The sequence below is a fragment of the Flavobacterium sp. LS1R10 genome (assembly GCF_003968825.1).
Lineage (GTDB): Bacteria > Bacteroidota > Bacteroidia > Flavobacteriales > Flavobacteriaceae > Flavobacterium.
In genome coordinates this window covers 63523-80819 of sequence record NZ_RYDH01000007.1, presented here as the reverse complement: position 1 = coordinate 80819, position 17297 = coordinate 63523, and the positions used below count along the sequence as shown (strand labels likewise).

Below are 17297 nucleotides of genomic sequence, written 5' to 3'. Positions count from 1 at the left end.
TCAACTTTTTTTATAATTTGATGCGTGTGCAAATTGCCTTTGAATCTTTCAACATTCGGTGATGACCAATTTTTATTTTTTGAACTCCCTTGGATAAACTGTTGAAACAGTTGTCTAATTTAGGGATCATGCCAGAATGTATGGCGCCTTCGACTTTTAATTTAGAATACAACTCTTGATTGATGTTCTCGATTACGGAAGAATCATCTTCGGCATCATGTAAAACGCCGGGTTTTTCGAAACAATAATTTAAAGTTACATCAAAAAATTCTGATAAAGCAATTGCCAATTCGCTAGCAATGGTATCGGCATTCGTGTTTAATAATTGTCCTTTTCCATCGTGTGTTATTGCGCAAAATACAGGAACTATTCCAGTAGATAGCAATGTTTCCAACAATTCCGTATTCACTTTTTTTACATCGCCTACAAAACCATAATTGATTGTTGGGTGGTTTCTTTTATCTGACTGAATTAAATTTCCATCAGCACCAGAGAACCCCATCGCATTGGTTGATTTTGATTGTAATTGGGTAACAATATTTTTGTTGATTTGACCTGCATAAATCATCACAACTACATCAAGCATAGCGGCATCGGTGATGCGTCTTCCATCAATCATTTGTGGAATTAAACCAATGCTTTCGGCCATTTTGGTAGCTGATTTTCCTCCGCCATGAACGAGTATTTTGTAGCCTTCAATCTTAGAAAAATCGGATAAAAATTGTGACAATTCCGTTGGGTTATCAATGATGTTTCCACCAATTTTTATGATTGAAAGGGATTTTAGGTTCTGGGTTTTGGGTTTTGGACTCATTTTTAATATTTTAAAAATCTTTTCTCTATTTTCCACTTTCTAAAATCTTCTGCAACACTAATTGCGCGGCATAGGTTCTATTATTGGCTTGTTCGATAACAATTGAATTTTCACTGTCAATCACTTCATCCGTTACAATTACGTTACGTCTTACTGGCAAACAGTGCATAAATTTAGCGTTGTTTGTCAGTTTCATTTTGTCGGTCGTTACGGTCCAATTTGGATCGGAATTTGTAATCTGACCATACTCGTTATAATTGCTCCAGTTTTTGGCATAGATAAAATCGGCGTTTTCGAAAGCTTTGTCTTGGTTGTATTCAATCTTGGAGTCTTTCGTGATTTCTGGATTCAATTCGTACCCTTCAGGATGCGTAATAACAAAATCAGCATCTTGTAACTGCATCATTTGCACAAAGGAATTGGGTACGGCTTGAGGTAATGCTTTAGGATGAGGTGCCCAAGTCAAAACTACTTTTGGACGATGTTCTGTTTTGTGTTCGGCCATAGTTATTGCATCGGCTAGTGATTGTAATGGATGTCCTGTAGCACTTTCCATATTGACAACCGGTACCGTGGCATATTTTAAGAAACCCATAAGAACGGTTTCGGTATTGTCTTTTTCTTTGTCTACCAATCCGGCAAAAGCCCTGATGGCAATTATATCGCAATATTGAGAAACTACTGCAGCCGCTTCTTTAATATGTTCCGAAGCACCGGAGTTCATGATGGCTCCATCTTCAAATTCTAATGTCCAACCTTCGCTGGTGAAATTCATTACCATGACGTTCATTCCCAAATTTAAAGCTGCTTTTTGTGTACTCAAACGTGTTCTTAAACTGGAATTAAAAAACAACATTCCTAAGGTTTTGTTCTTACCCAGTTTTTTATTTTTAAGTGGTTTTTTTTTGATTTTTAAGGCTTGTTTCACCCATTCGTCGAGCGAATCTATGTTTTGTATGGATATGTAGTTCATTATCTTAATTTGTTTAATCGGTTATTTACTTCGTCAGTTCGCTTTGCTCGTGTGTTTAATAAATTAACCGAATTAACGATTAACCGCATCAACATTTATACAATTTTAGTAAATGGTATTTCGTTTTTTAAAGCTTTTAAAATAAAATTGTCTTCCAAGCCATTTACAATCCAGGTTTCGATAGTAGCGGCTTTGGCGATTGCCGATGCTTCAATTTTAGACTGCATTCCGCCAGTTCCGTGTGAGGATTTTGAATCGCCGATTTCTTTTTCCAATACTTTTAAATCAGTTACCAAAGAAATGGTTTCAGGAACGGCATCATGGATGGATGCTTTGGTATAAATCCCATTCGTATTGGTGGCGATAATCAGAAGGTCAACATTTAATAAAACGGCTGTTAGAGCAGCTAATTTATCATTATCACCAAACCGAATCTCATCCGTTGCCACGGTATCATTTTCATTGATAATTGGGATGTAATTATTTTTGACTAACACATTGATGGTGTTTACGATATTTACTTTAGATTGTTCTTTTTCAAAATCAGAATAAGAAAGTAAACATTGCGAAATCAGCAATCCTAAATCGCGGAAATTTTCATGATAAATCCGCATTAAATGTGGCTGACCAATCGAAGCTAGTGCTTGTTTTACAAAAACATCTTTGTCGTGGTTGTCCAGTTTTACAAATTGTTTGGCCGCAGCAATCGCGCCCGAACTCACAATGATAAATTCGTACTCGTCTTGTAAAACCGCTATTTGCATTCCAATATCTTCAATCTTTCCTCTCGAAATGTGATTGGTTTCTTTGGTTAATGTATTGCTTCCTAACTTTAATAAAATTCTTTTTTTGGCCATTTTTATTTTTTGTTTAGACAAGTCGCAACTTGTCTCTACTAATTTTTACCTGATTTGTCCATTTCCGTAAATATACCACTTATTAGTAACTAGATGTTGCAAGCCGATTGGCCCACGTTGGTGTAATTTGTCCGTGCTTATCGCCAATTCGCCACCTAAACCAAACTGTCCTCCATCCGTGAATCGGGTAGAGGCGTTTTGATATACGGCTGCCGTATCTACATTTTCCATGAATTCCTGGGCAATTGCATCATTTTTTGTGATTATCGAAGCGGAATGTCCACCACAATATTTATTTATTTTGTCAATCGCTTCCTGATCCGAATTGGTTGTTCCAATAACAATTTTATAATCCAAAAACTCTTCGTACCAAATTAAATCCGATTCAATCTGAGGAACAGCTGTTGCTCTGGAAATGCTTTCATCTCCCAAAATCGTAACGTTTCTTTGTTGTAATTCGGTAGTTATTTTTTTTGCAAAAGCTTCCCAGTTTTCAAGATTAGTATCAATTAAAACTTTATCTAAAGCATTGCAAACAGATATGTTAGAGGTTTTTCCGTTAATAATAATGTCTAGCGCTTTTTTTAAATCGGCTTCTTTATTTACATACACAAAATTATTACCTCGACCACTAATTATTACGGGACAAGTAGCGTGTTTTTTTACAAAAGCGATTAAGTTCTCGCCACCACGAGGAACGATTAAGTCCACTTTTTGTGTGGGTTTTTCTAAAAATGCCTGCGTTTCTTCACGATTGTAATTCAAGTATTCCACCCATTCCTTTGATACATTGTTTGTTATTAAAGCCTGATGCCATAATTCCACAATTTTCAAGTTGGATTGCAAAGATTCTTTTCCGCCTTTCAATAGAATTTTATTTCCGGATTTGAAAGCGATTCCGCCAGCTTCAACAGTAACATCGGGTCTGGATTCATAAATAATCATTATGGTTCCAAAAGCCGCTGTTTTATTAATGATTTTCATTCCGTTTTCATGGTCGAAATTAAAACGCTCTACGCCAATAGGATCTTCTTGACTTGCTAATTGTTGCAGGGACAAAATCATACCGTCAATTTTGACATCATCAACGAGTAAACGTTTTTCCATAGCCAAATCATCCCCAGAATAATTATTGATATCCTGTAGATTCACCGTTTTAAGGTTGGCTCTTTCTAGTTCAAGAAGTTCAGCCATATGGCTTAAAACGGCATTTCGTTTTTCTATTGGTAGTAACGCATTCATAATTAAGACTGTATTTCTTTCAACGTTTCTTTTAAAGCTATTATAAAGGTATCAATAGCTGCTTTCTTGATTGTCAATGGAGGAAGGATTCTTAATAAGTTTTTATTGTTCGCATTTCCGGTAAAAATATGCTTGTCCATAATCATTTTTTTACGAAGTGCACTTACGTCAAAATCAAATTCTACTCCTAGCATTAATCCCCTTCCTTTTACTTGGATAACTTCAGGCACTTGTTTAATTGCTTCTAAAAAATAGGCGTAAACGTCATTTACGTTATCCATTAATTTTTGGCTTTCAATCACATCCAAAACAGCAATTCCAGCGGCGCAAGCCAAATGGTTTCCACCGAAAGTAGTTCCCAATAATCCATAACTCGCTGTGAATTTTGGAGAAATCAAGATTCCGCCAATAGGAAATCCGTTACCCATTCCTTTCGCTAGACAAATAATATCTGGTTTGATTTCATGATGTTGGTGTGCAAAAAACTTTCCGCTTCTTCCGTATCCTGATTGCACTTCATCCAAAATTAAAACGGCATCGTATGCTGCACATATTTTTTCTAAAGCCTGGAAAAATTCAGTTGTACCTTGGTCTAAACCGCCAACTCCTTGAATTCCTTCAATTATAACAGAAGAAACATCTCCTTTTTTTAGTTCGTTTTCTACCAACTCGATGTTATTCAGTGGCAAAAAAGTAACGATTTGCTGCGCATTGATTGGAGCAATAATTTTTTTGTTATCTGTTACCGCAACTGCCGCCGAAGTTCTTCCATGAAAGGAATTATCAAAAGTAATCACACGAGATTTATTGTTGTGAAAAGAGGCTAATTTCAAGGCGTTTTCATTGGCTTCAGCTCCAGAACTGCACAAGAATAAAGCGTAGTCTTCCAATCCTGAAAGTTTCCCTAATTTTTCAGCTAATTCTACTTGCAATGGATTCTGAATCGCATTGGAATAAAAACCAATATTATCCAATTGATTTTTTAGTGAGGCAACATAATCCGGTTGGGTGTGTCCAATGGAAATTACACCATGACCGCCATATAAATCTAAATATTCCACACCTTTTTCATCTGTAATAGTACAATCTAGTGCTTTAACAGGTGTGATATTGTATAATGGGTAAACGTCAAATAAGTTCATAATAAATATTTTTACCCACCCCGGTCCTCCCCGAAGGGGAGGGTGACGAGATAGAATTTGATTATTTTATTTTTTTTGCATATTGGCTCCCTCCCCGAAGGGGAGGGTTGGGGAGGGGATTAAAATCCGCTTGGTTTCAAATGTAATCCTGTGGTTTCATCCAGTCCAAATAGTAGATTCATGTTTTGTACGGCTTGACCTGAGGCTCCTTTTGTTAAGTTATCAATTATTGATGTTATCAATAACCGGTTTCCTTTTTTCATTAAACTAATAATACATTTATTCGTTTGAACCACTTGTTTCATGTTGATTCCAGTGGTGGTAATAGTTACGAAAGGCTGGTCCTTGTAAAAAGCCTCATATTTAGCCACTACATCTTCCAGATTTTCTTCGATTGTTGTGTATAATGTTGCGAAAATCCCTCTGGCAAAATCCCCTCTGTTGGGAACAAAAATCAATTCACTGGTATAATTCGCCTGCAATTGATTGACACTTTGGTTTATTTCGCCTAAATGTTGGTGTTCAAAAGCTTTATAATGCGACATATTATTCGATCTCCAACTGAAATGTGTTGTTTCCGAAGGGGAAACTCCAGCTCCCGTGCTTCCGGTAGTGGCGTTGATATGAACATCAGTCGTAAGCATTTCGTTTTTAGCCAATGGTAATAACGCTAATTGAATTGCTGTCGCAAAACAACCTGGATTTGCAATAAACTGAGCGTTTTTGATGTGCGCTTTGTTTAATTCTGGCAAACCGTAAACGAAAGATTTTCCGTTGAAATCTTTGTCTTTTGTTAATCTGAAATCATTTCCTAAATCGATGATTTTGGTATGACTCGCAAATTGGTTTTGTTCTAAAAACGATTTTGATTTACCGTGTCCTAAGCACAAAAAAACTACATTCACATTTGGATTTACAGTATCGGTAAAGTTCATTTCGATATCGCCCATCAAATCATGATGCGCAACCGAAAGTGGTTTTCCGGCGTTTGTCGTGCTGTACACAAAATCAAGTGTAGCATTGGGATGAAACATCAATATTCTGATAAGTTCCCCCGCTGTGTAACCTGAACCGCCAATTATTCCAATATTAATCATAATCTTATTTTTTAAACGTACTAGAATTAATCCTTATTGGAGTAATTCGATTTGTATTATTTTTTAACCACATAGATACATAGATTTTATTAATTTTATATAGCGTTTCACTTATTGGAGTAAAATATAGCTTTGTGTAACCAAGAATTGGTCTGTATAAGTTCTTTTTTCTATGTTTCTATGTGGTTAAATTTTATATTTGTTGATTAATTCAGAATTTCAATTAATCATGGGTCAGTTTATTTACAGATGAAAATATGTTTTGGGCATTCCCCAGAATTTTGATAAATCCTTTGGCATCGTCAGATGTCCAAGCGTTGTTCATTTCACCGTATTGACCAAAAGTGGTATTCATTAAGTCATTTTCAGATTCAATTCCGTCCAATGTAAAGTGATATGGTTTTAGAGAAACGATAACCGTTCCATTTACAGTCGTTTGAGTGTCTTCAAGGAAAGCCTCGATGTTTCTCATCACAGGGTCCAAGAATTGTCCTTCATGAAACAACATTCCGTACCAGTTTCCCAGTTGTTCTTTCCAGTATTGTTGCCATTTACCTAGCGTATGTTTCTCTAACAAATGGTGTGCTTTGATGATGATTAAAGGTGCAGCAGCTTCAAAACCAACTCTTCCTTTAATTCCAATAATGGTGTCGCCTACGTGCGTGTCTCTACCTATAGCATATGCATTTGCCAGTTTTTCTAAGGCAACGATGTTTTTTGTTGGGGTGTCCAATGTTCCGTTGATGCCTACTAGTTGTCCTTTTTCAAATTGTAGAGTCACTTTTTCTTCTCCAGTTTTTTGCAATTGAGAAGGGTACGCTTCACTTGGTAAAGTTTGATTTGAGGTCAATGTTTCTTTACCACCTACGCTGGTTCCCCACAATCCTTTATTGATGGAATATTGTGCTTTTTCCCAAGAATAATGAACTCCATTTTTAGATAAATAATCCACTTCTTCCTGTCTTGATAATTTTAAATCACGAATAGGAGTGATTATTTCAATTTCGGGAGCGATGGTTTGGAAAATTAAATCAAAACGAATTTGGTCATTTCCTGCGCCAGTGCTTCCGTGAGCAATCGCTTCGGCACCAACAGATTTCGCATATTTAATCGCTTCGATAGCTTGAAAAACACGTTCGGCACTTACTGATAATGGATAGGTATTATTTTTTAATACATTTCCATAAATCAAATATTTAATGGCTTTGTCATAATATTTATCAACGATGGTAAGATTTGTATGCTGCGCACTTCCTAATTCGTAAGCTCTTGCTTCAATAGCGGCTAGTTCGGCATCATCAAATCCGCCTGTATTTATAAGAACGGTATGAACTTCATATCCTTTTTCGTTTTTTAAATATTTTAGGCAATATGAGGTATCTAATCCTCCGCTATAAGCTAATACAACTTTTTTCATAATTATTGTTTTTTCTTCCCCCCAGCCCCTCCGAAGGAGGGGGAGCCGAAACTGGCAAAGGGGAATTTTTTGTTATGATTATTTTATTTTTCTCTTTGGCTCCCTCCCCTTCGGGGAGGGCTGGGGAGGGGGTTATTTTTTTAAGAAAAGCGCTTCTTTAATTGATTTTAATCGGTTTGATATTTTGACATTAAAGGGGTGCTTAGGCGGATCTTTAGGCTTTTCTTTTGGGTCATAAAGCATTCCGGTGCATAAACACATTTTGTTGTCTTTACTTTTTAGAATTTCATAATTGGTACAGGTTTGACATCCTTTCCAAAAACTTTGATCGCTCGTCAATTCTGAAAAAGGAACAGGTTTATACCCCAAATCGGAATTGATTTTCATTACCGCTAAACCAGTGGTGATTCCAAAAACTTTAGCCTCTGGATATTTTTTTAACGAATAGTCAAAAACAAATGATTTAATTTTTTTTGCTAAGCCTAGATTTCTGTAATCCGGATGTACAATCAACCCGGAATGTGCTACAAATTTTCCGTGTTGCCAACTTTCGATATAGCAAAAACCGGCAAATTTCCCGTTGTCTAATGCGATAATGGCGTCTTTGTTTTCCATTTTTTTCTGGATGTATTCAGGAGTTCTTTTAGCAATTCCCGTACCTCTCAATAGTGCGGATAATTCTATGGTTTCGCATATTTCCTGCGAATATTTATAATGTTCTTCCTGAGTTGTTATGATAGAAATGTTCATGTCAAAAGCTGGATTTTTGAGTTATAAAATGATTTAGGGGTCTTTTTTGAAGTGCATTTTTTCTAAAATCTATTGTTTTTTCAAAACGGGTCAGGGCAGTACAATAAAATGAATTAAAGTGCACTAATGATGCCTTAGTTTTAATTTGTGGATAGATTGATCCAGTGAAAAATAGCGGTAATTTCAAAACAAAAAAATAAAATGAATAAAGATACGAAACAGCTTTTGGGTACTATATCGATAGCATCCGTACTTCGGGAGAAGTAGAAGGTCTGTTTTTCCGTGACAAAGAAGTTATATGTACACTTATTGTATTCATTGATACAAAAGTACACATATTTTTATAACACAACGCTACTTTTATCTTTTGTAACAAAGTTTTAATAGATTGTTGTTTTTTTTAATCCAAGAAAAACGCATTTACAGGCATAAGTATCAAGGCGTTTATCGAATAGTAAAGTCTTTAAAACATCAGTTTCTAAACTTGTTTTGGTTGATAATTTCTTTAATTTTAGATTTTAAATCTTCTCCAGTGTCATAAACCATTTGTTCGCTACTAGGAAAAGGAATTGGACTTCTGTCAAAATAAGAATAATTATCATCAGTGGCGAGTCGGTCTCCTTTGTAAGTGGCATTTATAGTTTTGAGGTTATCCACCATAACAACTTTCCTTTTTCGTCTAAAACTTCTTTCCCATTAGTATCAATCAGTTTTTTGACACTGTCTTTGATGATGCGTTCTTTTACAAATTATCTTTCTTTAATTTGCTCTGGCGAAATATAAATTTATCTAAAATGGATTGCCATTCCATAATCATACCCAATTCCTTTTTGTTTGTTGCTGAGGTAAACAGTCCATTTATCGTTTAATCCCAATGTGCAGAAGTCCAACAAATCATTTTGAAGACGAACCGGAATAATCATGTTCGTTTCGTTTTTAGTGAAAACCGAAACATAATCAGAACCTTTAAATTCAGCCTCATCCAGCAAATAAACATATTCCTGCTTGCTTTTTTTGTCTTTATTGATATTCAAATTCGAAATCGCATTATCAATTGTCTGATCGTAATTTTCGGAGCTTAACAAGTTTTGGGTTTGCTTTACGCCACATGAGGAGAGTAGTACAAAAAAGGAGAATAAAAAGGTGATTTTTTCCCTGTGGTTTAGTATTAAATAATGGTGTTGTTCCGGCAGTTTATTTTAAGTGGATTTTTTTTTGTTTTTAGTTTAATGCTTAAAAAAAGCCATAAAAAAACCCAACAAAAAGAGTACAATTGTTAGGTTTTTGAAGGAGTATTTTATTTTTTATTTGCGAACAAAAGGAGGGAGCAGTTTGCTGGAAACTTCACCAAAGCCAATGCGTACTTGTCCGTTTAGACAATATCCTTTCATAATAACAGTATCATTATCATTGATGAATTTACGTTCAGTTCCATCCTTTAGTTTTATAGGATTTTTCCCGCCCCATGATAATTCTAACATGGAACCGTAACTGTCCGGTGTAGGGCCTGAAATGGTGCCAGAGCCCATCATATCGCCAGAATTTACACGGCAACCATTAGAGGTATGGTGTGCTAATTGCTGGCTCATGGTCCAATACATATATTTGAAATTCGAACGTGAAATCACAGTTGCTTCTGATTTTTCAGGTTGTATGGCTACTTCTAAATTAATGTCAAAAGAATGTTTTCCTTTTTGTTGCAAATAGGGAAGTGGCGTCGGTTCTTGTTTGGGTCCTCTTGTTCTAAAGGGTTCCAAAGCATCCATAGTAACAATCCAGGGTGAAATAGAAGTGGCAAAGTTTTTTGCTAAGAAGGGGCCTAGCGGCACGTATTCCCATTTTTGAATATCGCGAGCACTCCAGTCATTCAATAAAACCATTCCGAAAATATAATCTTCGGCTTCGGATACTGCAATATTTTCTCCCATGATATTGACATCCGTAGTGATAAAAGCGGTTTCCAGTTCAAAATCAACAGAACGGGAAGGCCCAAAAACAGGTGTGGTTTCACCATTAGGTAAGGTTTGTCCCATAGGTCTGTGTACAGGAATTCCGGAAGGAATAATGGTAGAACTTCGCCCATGATATCCTACAGGAATGTGAAGCCAGTTGGGCAATAATGCGTTTTCAGGATCGCGAAACATTTTTCCTACATTTGTAGCGTGTTCCTTGCTTGAATAAAAATCCGTATAATCGCCAATTAATACGGGTAACTGCATTTCTATATCTTCCATTTCAAAGATGATTATATCTCTGTCTTTGGTATTATCTTGTAATTTCAGATTTTTTTCGTCAAAAATTTCAGCAATTCGGTTTCGAACCAAACGCCAGGTTTTTTGGCCGTCTGAAATAAAATCATTTAAAGTGTCCTGCATGAACATATCATCGGTCAGTTCTATACCTTCAAAATAATTTAATTGTTGTAAAGCACCCAAATCGATTGCGAAATCTCCAATTCTAGTTCCAACTGTTACGATGTTTTCTTTGGTTAAAAAAACACCAAAAGGAATATTTTGAATGGGAAAATCACTATTGAATGGTACTTCTAGCCAGGACTTTCTATTGGTATCGTTAGCTGTTATCGGCATATTTTGTTAATTATTTTGTTAAAAAATTACTCATCAAATATATTATAATCTAACTATTAACCAAACGTTTTTTTGTATTTTTGCATCAAAATTAACGAAAATCAAAGAAATGCAACGCGACGAACAAATTTTCGACCTTATTCTGGAAGAACAAGAAAGACAAATTCACGGATTAGAACTTATCGCTTCGGAAAACTTCGTAAGTGATGAAGTAATGGAAGCAGCTGGTTCTGTTTTAACTAACAAATATGCTGAAGGGTATCCTGGCAAAAGATACTACGGCGGTTGTGAAGTAGTTGATGTTGTGGAACAAATTGCCATTGATCGAGCTAAAGAATTATTTGGTGCTGCATATGCAAATGTACAGCCACATTCTGGTTCTCAAGCCAATACAGCGGTTTACCACGCTTGTATCAAACCAGGAGATAAAATTTTAGGTTTTGACTTGTCTCATGGTGGGCACTTAACGCATGGTTCTCCTGTAAATTTCTCGGGACGTTTGTATACTCCGTATTTTTATGGTGTTGACAAAGAAACTGGACGGTTAAATTACGATAAAATTCAAGAAATAGCCACTAAAGAGCAACCAAAACTAATCATCGCAGGCGCTTCGGCTTATTCTCGTGATATGGATTTTGAGCGATTCAGAGTAATTGCTGATAGTGTTGGCGCTATTTTATTAGCAGATATTTCTCACCCTGCCGGGCTTATCGCCAAAGGCTTGATGAATGATCCATTGCCCCATTGCCATATTGTAACTACTACAACTCACAAAACATTGCGTGGCCCTCGTGGAGGATTAATTTTGATGGGTAAAGATTTCGAAAATCCATTTGGTTTAACCACTCCAAAAGGAGAAATCAGAATGATGTCTTCCTTATTAGACTTGGCCGTTTTCCCAGGAAATCAAGGTGGTCCGTTAATGCATATTATTGCTGCAAAAGCAGTCGCGTTTGGCGAAGCTTTGAAAGATGAATTTTTTACCTATGCGTTACAATTGCAAAAAAACGCAAATGCAATGGCAGATGCTTTTGTAAAAAGAGGGTACGAAATCATTTCTGGCGGCACGGACAATCACATGATGCTAATTGATTTAAGAAATAAAAATATTTCTGGAAAAGATGCTGAAAATGCATTGGTAAAAGCAGAAATTACTGTGAATAAAAACATGGTACCTTTTGATGATAAATCACCATTTGTAACCTCAGGTATTCGTGTAGGAACTCCAGCTATTACCACTCGTGGTCTGGTTGAGGAAGATATGGAAACCATTGTGGCATTAATAGACCGGGTATTAATGAACCATACGGATGAAGATATTATCGAAGAAGTAGCCAATAAAGTAAACGAAATGATGAGCGAAAGAGCTATCTTCGTATACTAAAAAATACGTCTTAAAGGTTTTAAAGTCGAAAGTCGAAAGTCTTTGATTAGAATTTAATATTCTGTCTTAGTTTTTGGCTTTCGACTTTATGACTTTATGACTTTCTAACTTTAAGACTAAAAAAATGTCCGTACTACGATTAAAATTACCAACAGATCCCAGATGGGTCAATATTGTAGAAAAAAATATCGAGGAAATCCTCACAGATCACGCTTGGTGCGAACAGAAAGCAGCCACAAATGCGATCACAATAATCACCAATAACTCCGAGCATCAGGATCTAGTGAAGGATTTATTGGCTTTGGCCAAAGAAGAACTTGATCATTTTGAGCAAGTACATGATATTATCATTAAACGCGGCCTAAAGCTGGGACGCGAGCGTAAGGATGATTATGTCAATGAACTGTATCTGTACATGAAAAAAAACGCTACCGGAAACAGGATTTCTGCTTTAGTGGAACGGTTATTGTTTTCAGCTATGATAGAGGCCAGAAGCTGTGAGCGTTTCAAGGTGCTTTCAGAGAATATCAACGATGAAGAATTAGCTATTTTTTATAGGAATTTAATGGAAAGCGAAGCAGGACATTATACCACTTTTATAACCTATGCACGTAAATATGGGGTAGGAATCGATGTTGAAAAACGATGGAGAGAATGGCTGGAATTTGAGGAGAATGTTATAACAAATTATGGAAATAAAGAAACAATTCATGGATAAAATCTATTTTCTGTGTTTGTGTTTTTATTTTAAATAAATTTATATTCGCGTAATTATACTAGTAATCAGTAATTTGTGTTTTATTTCTTTTTAAAGAATGCTGTTTTAATTCTAAACTAATTTTTTTTGCTGTAAATTTATATTTTTTGATTTATATTTATGTTTTTAAATTTAATTCTAACGATCATCTATTGCTATGAAGCTCAATTTTAATTATGATGGAAACATAGCTTGCAGGGCTATATTGCAAGAGCAATTAGAAAAATTAGAGATTAATTATCAACTTTTAGACTTAGGGCAAATTGAAATTGTGGATGCTATTTCAGAAGAGAGTTTGAACGCACTTCAGGATGTTTTAAAAAAATATGGGATTCAAATTATCAATAATCCAAAAGCACAATTAATCCAAAAAATTAAAGATGCTATTATAGAAATAGTGTACGATAAAGATAAATTTCCGGACGTAACGATATCTCAATATTTAGCAGACAAACTGAACTTCAGATATGGGTATATCACTAATGTTTTTTCAGAATATACCCATACCTCTATTGAGAATTTCATTATTATTCAAAAGATTGAAAGAGCAAAAAAATTAATAATTGAAGAGAAACTGACTTTAACGGAGATTTCGTATGAGTTAAACTATAGCAGTGTAGCCTATTTGTCTACGCAATTTAAAAAAGTAACCGGATTAACTCCTTCCTTGTTTAAAAGAATTGTAGGTAAAAGAAGGAAATTATCAAACAAAGAATAAATAAAATTTAAAAAATAATTCCCTATTTTATGATTGCACACCAAGATTCAATGCATATTCTTCTGGCTGATGATGACGAAGATGATCGCACTTTTTTTAGTGAAGCTTTGCAAGAACTCAAAATGAACAATGATTTAACGCTGTTTAAAGATGGTAAAGATCTGATGGATTATTTAGAAAATCCATTAAGTAAGTTGCCTCATGTTTTATTCTTGGATTTGAATATGCCCGGAAAAACAGGACTGGATTGTTTGAATGAGATTAGAGCCAACAGCCGATTTAAAGAGGTTTCAATTGCAATATATTCTACTTCTTCCTCAGAGAAAGATATTGAAGATACTTTTGTCAAAGGAGCCAATATTTATATTAAAAAACCAAATGACTTTATAAAGTTGAAAAAAGTAATCAAGGAAGTAGTACACATGAATTGGCAATTTCATTCTTCAGGACTCAACATAGAAACTTTTTTCTTTAGCATATAAAAAAGAATAAATGAAAATTTTAGGACTATATAAAAATTCTCAGGTCTTTAAAATAGCTTTGGCCATTGCAATTGTTGTGGTTTGTTATATTGCTTCAATGTTTTATTCTCAAATGGAAAAACTGGATTCAACAGTTGAATTAATTGCAAATTCAAATGAAACCCAAATCGAATTAGAGAAACTTTTGTCGATTATTAGTATTTACGAAACGAGTTTGCGGAGTTATATCATAACAAAAGAAGATAGCTATATTGAAAATCGGTTTTTGAGCAGAGGAAAAATAGAGGAAAGCATCAAAAAGTTAAAAGAGTTGACCGCTAATAACGCTTTGAGAAATAAAGATATTGAACAGCTCGAAAAAATCATCGATTACCGCTTTAAGTTATTCAGACAAACCTACATTATTGCTAAAAGTAAAAATTCCGGCCCGATTGATTTAAATGCAAAGTTACTCGAAAGTAGTAAAGTCACTGAAGAAATGAAATCCTTTGTGACCGAAATTATATTTTCGGAAAGTAGAAAAACAAAATTTCAAAATGACAACCATCAATTTGAATTGCAGGACTCCTTAATTACGGCTTTTTTATTAGTCATCCTCTCGCTTTTGATTTTATTGCTTTCCTTTCAAAAAATGAATGTTGATATTGACGAACTTAAAAAAGCAAATGACGCATTAAATTTACTAAACGAATCCTACAACGCTGCAGAAAAAACAGCAGGTTTTGGACATTGGATGGTTAATATAGAAACAAAAAAGTATACTTTTTCAGATAATTTATTCCGTTTAATGGGAGTTGAGCCTAAAGCTTTCGAACCTAATATTGAAAATTCGATTCCATACATACATCCCGATGATTTAGAATATGTAACTAAAGTACACCTGGATTCTTTGATAAATCACCAGTCGACTTCCATGATATTTCGGTTTTTAACACCAAACGGCGATATCAAATATATTATGGGTGTTGGAAGTTTTACTACTAATGGAAAAGGAGATTTAATAAAAATTGGGGTAAATTATGATATCACTAATCAATATAAAAAAACACTTGAATTAGAAGAAAGTAACAAAGAACTAAAATATATTAATACAGAACTGGAAGCTTTTAATGACATTGTAAGCCATGATTTGCAAGAACCGCTTCGTAAGATTCAAATGTTCATTTCCAGACTGGAAGAAAAAGAATTGGACTTGATTTCACGACAAGGGAAGGAATATTTTTCTAAAGTACGAGTGGCAGCTAACAGAATGCAAACGTTATTAATTGATTTAGTCAATTATTCCAGAACTATAAAAGGCGATAAAGTTTTTGTAACAACGGATTTGAATGTAGTTTTGGGCGAAATACTCCAGGATTTATCATCAAATATTGAAGAGAAAAAAGCCGAAATTCAAATAGGTAAATTACCAACCATTACTGCAATACCTTTTCAAATTAAACAGCTCTTTATTAATTTGATTTCCAATTCACTTAAATACAGCAAGGAAGATACAGCTCCTGAAATAAGTATCACTTCTAAAAACATTACGGATAAAGAAGTCCGGGAGTATAAAATAAGCAATAAAGACGAGTATTATAAGATTGTTGTTACTGATAACGGAATAGGTTTTAAACAGGAATATGCCGAAAAAATATTTCTTTTGTTCAAGCGTTTGGAAACTGATTCTAAATATTCAGGAACCGGGTTGGGATTGGCTATTTGCAGTAGAATTGTAGACAACCACAATGGTTTTATACAAGTAAAAGGGAAGCCAAATGTAGGGGCTAAATTTTATATTTTTATTCCAAAAGGGGATGTGATTTAATTATATTACTAAAAAACAGAATGGTAACAATATCAGAAGCTACTACGAAAGATTTAAAAACCATTCAGGAGATTGCCTATAAAACTTGGCCTCAAACTTATGGAGCCATATTGTCAAAAGAACAAATTGACTATATGCTTGAGCTCTTTTATTCAGAACACGCATTACTTGAAAATTTGATCCAAAAAGGACATCGTTTTCTTTTGGTACATCAGGATGAATTTTGCCTTGGTTTTGCCTCTTATTCACATAATTACTTAGCGCAAAACCTAACGCGGCTGCACAAGATTTATTTGCTTCCAGAAGCACAAGGAAAAGGAGCAGGGAAGCTATTGATTGATACAATTGAAAATTTGGCTAGAGAAAATAATTCGGTTGCGGTCTCTTTGAACGTAAATAAATTCAACAACGCATTGTCTTTTTATAAAAAAATAGGGTTTGAAATTGTTTCCGAAGAGGATATTGAACTAAAGCACGGGTATAAAATGGAAGACTACAGAATGGAAAAAAAGCTATAATCACCAAAAATTGCTTATTGAACAACAGCAGGAGAAGTTAGGAAGAGTGCGTATACTTCCGGAGTTATAAAAGTAGATGACAGTACACCACCATAAAAAATGGACTTGAGCGGAGTCCCAAAAGAGCAGCATCAGCCGACCATTTTTTGACGGTTATTTTACCCGAAATGAAAAAAAGTATTCAAAGTAAGGACACCTTGATCTTTAATAAAGAATTTGAGAATATAACAATCAACTGTAACCGATGTCATGCAATGGAAAACGCACCTTTTTTTACGATCAAGACACCCACAAACAGAATCACCAATAAGAAAATAATATGTTAGAAAAAATCATTAATACAGACAATTCAAAAACCACAATAATCATTCGTTTCATAGTAGGAGCAGTGTTTTTATCGGAAGGTATTCAAAAGTTTTTGTTTCCAGCAATTCGCGGAGCTGGGAGATTTGAAAAAATAGGTTTGCCTTCACCTGATTTATTAGGAAGTTTTGTTGGTGCATTTGAAATTATTTGTGGCGTCTTACTTTTAATTGGGTTGTGTTCGCGCTTAGCAAGTATTCCTTTACTTATAGTTATGCTAGTAGCATTTGCAACAACAAAATCAGATGTTTATTTAGAAAACGGATTTTGGGAACTGCTTCATGGTAGCAGAACTGATTGGGCAATGCTTTTAGGTAGTTTTTATTTACTAATAAAAGGGAGTGGATTTTGGTCTGTGGATAAAGCTTTGATGAAGAATGAATGAACT

The 17297-nt window shown here is 34.8% G+C and carries 18 protein-coding genes; 7 read left to right on the top strand and 11 right to left on the bottom strand.

Going from position 1 to position 17297, the window contains the following annotated elements:
• Window positions 1-10 precede the first annotated feature (10 nt).
• From argB to fahA, 11 genes are all read right to left on the bottom strand, one after another.
• Window positions 11-814: an acetylglutamate kinase gene (gene argB / locus EKL96_RS12275; RefSeq protein WP_126462843.1), complete on the bottom strand. Its 804-nt coding sequence runs from the start codon at window positions 812-814 to the stop codon at window positions 11-13.
• A 25-nt stretch (window positions 815-839) separates the two neighbouring features.
• Entirely contained in the window at window positions 840-1787 is a 948-nt protein-coding gene (locus tag EKL96_RS12270; protein WP_126462840.1) for an N-acetylornithine carbamoyltransferase, read from the bottom strand.
• 95 nt (window positions 1788-1882) lie between these two features.
• Window positions 1883-2644: a glutamate 5-kinase gene (proB, locus tag EKL96_RS12265; RefSeq protein ID WP_126452366.1), complete on the bottom strand. Its 762-nt coding sequence runs from the start codon at window positions 2642-2644 to the stop codon at window positions 1883-1885.
• Window positions 2645-2689: 45 nt separating this feature from the next.
• The gene (locus tag EKL96_RS12260; RefSeq protein ID WP_126462836.1) at window positions 2690-3886 is read right to left on the bottom strand and encodes a glutamate-5-semialdehyde dehydrogenase; all 1197 of its coding nucleotides are present in this window, start codon (window positions 3884-3886) and stop codon (window positions 2690-2692) included.
• Window positions 3887-3888: 2 nt separating this feature from the next.
• Window positions 3889-5028, bottom strand: coding sequence for an aspartate aminotransferase family protein (locus EKL96_RS12255; protein WP_126462833.1), 1140 nt, complete (start codon window positions 5026-5028; stop codon window positions 3889-3891).
• Window positions 5029-5147: 119 nt separating this feature from the next.
• Window positions 5148-6125 (bottom strand): N-acetyl-gamma-glutamyl-phosphate reductase, encoded by a 978-nt coding sequence (argC, locus tag EKL96_RS12250; protein WP_126462830.1) that lies wholly within the window; start codon window positions 6123-6125, stop codon window positions 5148-5150.
• 223 nt (window positions 6126-6348) lie between these two features.
• A complete protein-coding gene (locus EKL96_RS12245) occupies window positions 6349-7542 on the bottom strand; it encodes an argininosuccinate synthase (RefSeq protein WP_126462827.1) in 1194 nt (397 codons plus the stop codon).
• A gap of 132 nt (window positions 7543-7674) precedes the next feature.
• The gene (locus EKL96_RS12240) at window positions 7675-8292 is read right to left on the bottom strand and encodes a GNAT family N-acetyltransferase (RefSeq protein WP_126462824.1); all 618 of its coding nucleotides are present in this window, start codon (window positions 8290-8292) and stop codon (window positions 7675-7677) included.
• 471 nt (window positions 8293-8763) lie between these two features.
• On the bottom strand, window positions 8764-8952 hold the full coding sequence (locus EKL96_RS14650; RefSeq protein ID WP_143392182.1) for a hypothetical protein: 189 nt from the start codon (window positions 8950-8952) through the stop codon (window positions 8764-8766).
• A gap of 125 nt (window positions 8953-9077) precedes the next feature.
• Window positions 9078-9377 carry a hypothetical protein gene (locus tag EKL96_RS14645; protein WP_317125146.1) on the bottom strand — a complete coding sequence of 100 codons (300 nt, stop codon included), beginning with the start codon at window positions 9375-9377 and terminating at the stop codon, window positions 9078-9080.
• Between the two features lie 219 nt (window positions 9378-9596).
• Complete coding sequence (gene fahA / locus EKL96_RS12230) at window positions 9597-10880, bottom strand: fumarylacetoacetase (protein WP_126462821.1); 1284 nt, start codon at window positions 10878-10880, stop codon at window positions 9597-9599.
• Window positions 10881-10989: 109 nt separating this feature from the next.
• On the opposite strand from fahA, the gene glyA reads away from it, so the two are divergent.
• From glyA to EKL96_RS12195, 7 genes are all read left to right on the top strand, one after another.
• On the top strand, window positions 10990-12264 hold the full coding sequence (glyA, locus tag EKL96_RS12225) for a serine hydroxymethyltransferase (protein WP_126462818.1): 1275 nt from the start codon (window positions 10990-10992) through the stop codon (window positions 12262-12264).
• A 124-nt stretch (window positions 12265-12388) separates the two neighbouring features.
• Complete coding sequence (locus tag EKL96_RS12220) at window positions 12389-12982, top strand: tRNA-(ms[2]io[6]A)-hydroxylase (protein WP_126462815.1); 594 nt, start codon at window positions 12389-12391, stop codon at window positions 12980-12982.
• 196 nt (window positions 12983-13178) lie between these two features.
• Window positions 13179-13739: a helix-turn-helix domain-containing protein gene (locus tag EKL96_RS12215; protein ID WP_126462812.1), complete on the top strand. Its 561-nt coding sequence runs from the start codon at window positions 13179-13181 to the stop codon at window positions 13737-13739.
• A gap of 29 nt (window positions 13740-13768) precedes the next feature.
• The gene (locus EKL96_RS12210) at window positions 13769-14221 is read left to right on the top strand and encodes a response regulator (protein ID WP_233579307.1); all 453 of its coding nucleotides are present in this window, start codon (window positions 13769-13771) and stop codon (window positions 14219-14221) included.
• A gap of 10 nt (window positions 14222-14231) precedes the next feature.
• Window positions 14232-16028 carry an ATP-binding protein gene (locus tag EKL96_RS12205; protein WP_126462809.1) on the top strand — a complete coding sequence of 599 codons (1797 nt, stop codon included), beginning with the start codon at window positions 14232-14234 and terminating at the stop codon, window positions 16026-16028.
• A gap of 20 nt (window positions 16029-16048) precedes the next feature.
• On the top strand, window positions 16049-16546 hold the full coding sequence (locus EKL96_RS12200) for a GNAT family N-acetyltransferase (RefSeq protein ID WP_126462807.1): 498 nt from the start codon (window positions 16049-16051) through the stop codon (window positions 16544-16546).
• A gap of 319 nt (window positions 16547-16865) precedes the next feature.
• A complete protein-coding gene (locus tag EKL96_RS12195) occupies window positions 16866-17294 on the top strand; it encodes a DoxX family protein (protein WP_126462804.1) in 429 nt (142 codons plus the stop codon).
• Window positions 17295-17297: the final 3 nt, after the last annotated feature.

Coding starts and splice junctions, on each gene's coding strand:
- argB (WP_126462843.1), bottom strand. CDS start 814: ATGAGTCCAAAACCCAAAACCCAGAACCTAAAATCCCTTTCAATCATA.
- EKL96_RS12270 (WP_126462840.1), bottom strand. CDS start 1,787: ATGAACTACATATCCATACAAAACATAGATTCGCTCGACGAATGGGTG.
- proB (WP_126452366.1), bottom strand. CDS start 2,644: ATGGCCAAAAAAAGAATTTTATTAAAGTTAGGAAGCAATACATTAACC.
- EKL96_RS12260 (WP_126462836.1), bottom strand. CDS start 3,886: ATGAATGCGTTACTACCAATAGAAAAACGAAATGCCGTTTTAAGCCAT.
- EKL96_RS12255 (WP_126462833.1), bottom strand. CDS start 5,028: ATGAACTTATTTGACGTTTACCCATTATACAATATCACACCTGTTAAA.
- argC (WP_126462830.1), bottom strand. CDS start 6,125: ATGATTAATATTGGAATAATTGGCGGTTCAGGTTACACAGCGGGGGAA.
- EKL96_RS12245 (WP_126462827.1), bottom strand. CDS start 7,542: ATGAAAAAAGTTGTATTAGCTTATAGCGGAGGATTAGATACCTCATAT.
- EKL96_RS12240 (WP_126462824.1), bottom strand. CDS start 8,292: ATGAACATTTCTATCATAACAACTCAGGAAGAACATTATAAATATTCG.
- EKL96_RS14650 (WP_143392182.1), bottom strand. CDS start 8,952: ATGGTGGATAACCTCAAAACTATAAATGCCACTTACAAAGGAGACCGA.
- fahA (WP_126462821.1), bottom strand. CDS start 10,880: ATGCCGATAACAGCTAACGATACCAATAGAAAGTCCTGGCTAGAAGTA.
- glyA (WP_126462818.1), top strand. CDS start 10,990: ATGCAACGCGACGAACAAATTTTCGACCTTATTCTGGAAGAACAAGAA.
- EKL96_RS12220 (WP_126462815.1), top strand. CDS start 12,389: ATGTCCGTACTACGATTAAAATTACCAACAGATCCCAGATGGGTCAAT.
- EKL96_RS12215 (WP_126462812.1), top strand. CDS start 13,179: ATGAAGCTCAATTTTAATTATGATGGAAACATAGCTTGCAGGGCTATA.
- EKL96_RS12210 (WP_233579307.1), top strand. CDS start 13,769: ATGATTGCACACCAAGATTCAATGCATATTCTTCTGGCTGATGATGAC.
- EKL96_RS12205 (WP_126462809.1), top strand. CDS start 14,232: ATGAAAATTTTAGGACTATATAAAAATTCTCAGGTCTTTAAAATAGCT.
- EKL96_RS12200 (WP_126462807.1), top strand. CDS start 16,049: ATGGTAACAATATCAGAAGCTACTACGAAAGATTTAAAAACCATTCAG.
- EKL96_RS12195 (WP_126462804.1), top strand. CDS start 16,866: ATGTTAGAAAAAATCATTAATACAGACAATTCAAAAACCACAATAATC.